The organism is Psychrobacter sp. FME5 (genome assembly GCF_014861375.1).
GTDB lineage: Bacteria > Pseudomonadota > Gammaproteobacteria > Pseudomonadales > Moraxellaceae > Psychrobacter.
Genome location: NZ_RRYX01000179.1, coordinates 1 through 2,940, shown reverse-complemented (window position 1 = coordinate 2,940; position 2,940 = coordinate 1). Strand labels below are relative to the sequence as shown.

At 41.4% G+C, this 2,940-nt stretch carries 1 protein-coding gene; it reads right to left on the bottom strand.

The window, feature by feature from the left end; all coding sequences use genetic code 11:
* Positions 1 to 202: 202 nt before the first annotated feature.
* Complete coding sequence (locus tag EI161_RS13815; protein ID WP_192524558.1) at positions 203 to 1,894, bottom strand: NAD+ synthase; 1,692 nt, start codon at positions 1,892 to 1,894, stop codon at positions 203 to 205.
* Positions 1,895 to 2,940 lie beyond the last annotated feature (1,046 nt).

Here is a 2,940-nt window from a genome sequence, read left to right as displayed (position 1 = left end):
ACTTTGATGCTAGCGCATCTAGGTCTTTTTTTCACCTCGCATTTGGTATTGCACTTCATGTGTTAATCTAAGAAACTAAAAAAGCTGGGTAAGCACCCAGCTAATGATAAAATTGTTTGATTTTTTGTAAAAGGGTTAAGTGGTCAGTGTTGCCCAACCACTAAGCAATAGTCGTTGGGCAAGTACTAACGTTTCAATTTGCTTAGCCTTTTACTGACCATTTATTCACCAATGGATAGCGGCGTTCGCGGCCAAAGGCTTTGTGGCTGATTTTGGTACCGATGGGTGCTTGCGAGCGTTTGTACTCGCTGTTATCAACCATTTTGATAACTTTAGCTACTAAGTCAGCATCAAAACCTTTATCAATAATGTCTTGATAGCCCATGTCTTCATCGATGTAAGACATCAAGATACCATCTAACACGTCATAGTCAGGCAAGCTGTCTTGATCTTTTTGATCTGGGCGTAACTCGGCCGATGGTGGGCGAGTGATGACGCGCTCAGGGATGACAGGGGTATCTTCTAAACGGTTGCGATAGCTGGCCAGTTTATAAACTTGTGATTTATAAACGTCTTTTAGGACATCAAAGCCACCTGCCATATCACCGTACAACGTCGAGTAGCCAACCGCTAATTCAGACTTATTACCCGTAGTGATGACCAAATGCCCAAACTTATTGGACAGTGCCATCAGAATAACACCGCGCGCGCGTGCTTGGATATTTTCTTCGGTGGTGTCTGCTGGCGATTTATTGAATAAGGGGGCTAGAGTATGACGGATGCCTTCGACCGCATCAAAAATAGGACAGACGGTATAAGAAACGTTTAAGCGACGAGCTTGCGCTTGGGCATCTTCTAGGCTGATTTGAGAGGTATATTCATACGGCATCATCACCGCGTATACTTTATCAGCACCTAAAGCATCAACTGCGATGCATAGCGTCAATGCCGAATCAATCCCGCCTGATAGCCCAACGATGATACCTGCGAAGCCTGAGTGATTGATATAGTCGCGTAAACCAACGACCAATGCTTGATACATCTCTGACTCGCGGCTCAGCGTTAACGGTGTTTTGGCTTGGCTGTCGAACGTGGCTGTTTTGACATCCAAAGTAGCTAAAAGCAACTGATTCATAAAACGTGGCGCTTCGTGTGCAACGCTACCGTTAGCCTGTACCGCCATAGAGCCACCGTCAAACACCAAGTCATCTTGACCACCAACAGCATTGAGGTAGATGATAGGTAAGTTGTTTTCGCGGCTACGTTTGGCCAGCATTGTTTTACGGTTGTCTTGTTTTTCGACCTCAAAAGGTGAGGCGTTTAAGCTGATAACCAGATCTGCCCCTTGTTTTTTAAGCTCAGCAATGGGGCCTTTTTCCCATAAGTCTTCACAGATGAGCAGGCCGATAGTAATGCCTTTGTAGTCAAACAAAACTTGGTTGCGACCTTTATCAAAGTAACGACGCTCATCAAACACGCCATAGTTTGGTAAAACTTGCTTGTGATAAAAGCCTTTTTGATGACCATTATGTAGGATAGCCGCTGAGTTAAACGTACCGTGATGGTCGACATGGGGATAGCCGACAATCATAACGATGTCGTCGATATCACTTAAGGTCGATAAAGCGCTTTTGATGCGGCCTGATAGGCTTGGACGCAGCAATAAATCTTGCGGTGGGTAACCTAGTAATGCAAGCTCTGGGAAAATAATGACATCGGCACCTTGCTCGCGGGCTTGCAACGCTAGTGTGCGCATTTTTTCGGCATTGGCAGTGATATCACCCACTAAAAAATGTGACTGCGCCAAAGCAAAAGTGACGGTATCTTGTGTTTTATTGGTTTTACTGTCCTCATTTGAGGTATTAAGGTTGGGGTTATCATTGTCTTTTGACATTGTTATTGTTCCTATCGATATAGTATTTAAAATTTGGTGAGTCAGTATTGGTTTAAAATAAACTTAAAGAAAATCCGAAAATTAACTCAAAATAGCGCTTTTTTATATCGAGTTCGAATAGTGAACCGATACGCCGAGCTTAAATCCTGCATAAACCTGTAGCTAAATAAGCGATAAACAGTGTCTATATAATTAGTACTTATAAAAAGTGCTTATAAAGGCTAGGCTTATGCGTAATAGCCAAAATTATAGTGCTGCTCTAAAAGTTGGTTCTTATATGGTTTAGAGTAGGACGATAAAAGCGGGTTTTGGCACAAGGTTTAAAAAATGCTGTGTCTGTATAACGCCCAAAATAAATGAGGTCAAACCAACTTAGCCGTATTAAAAAGCCTAAAATAGTCGCTTTAGTATAACATCAATTGTCGTGACAAATAGAACGCGCCAGTGAATTACCTTGCAAGATATCCGTTTAGAGCATGAATATAAAAAAGGGTTTTCGTTCCTTGTTTATACTTACTAAAGCCATGTATTAGCCTCTCATTGGGGGTGGTATCAGCCAGTAAACTTATATGAATAAAGTTGTAAGTAAAGGTTACAACATAGCGTTATATAAATATCCTGTTTTGTTGCATAATGAGTCGAGATAATTGCTTTGTTATTAGGGGCTGTATAGAATTCAGCTATGGAACTGACAGAGACTATTTTTTAGGAAATTCGACGCCAAAAATAGTAAGTTTAGTCATTCTAAGCGCGATAGTTTTGGCTAAGAAGTGGCAAAAAATAGTCCTGTTGCTTGACTGATGCTAAAATTGCCCCAGACAGTGTTGTAAATCTAGCTAAGGTCTCGACATTACCTTCGACTTACGCCTAGTCTGAAACAATTTTAGCAATCAGCAGTCCTAATAGCTGAATTCTATACAGCCCCTACTTTATTTTAACTTAGATTAACACACCAAGTGCAACGCTAATTAATATTATAGAACGCCTGCATGAGACCATCCCAGATTCTGTGTAACTGCCATTTAGATTAAATGCTTACTAATACG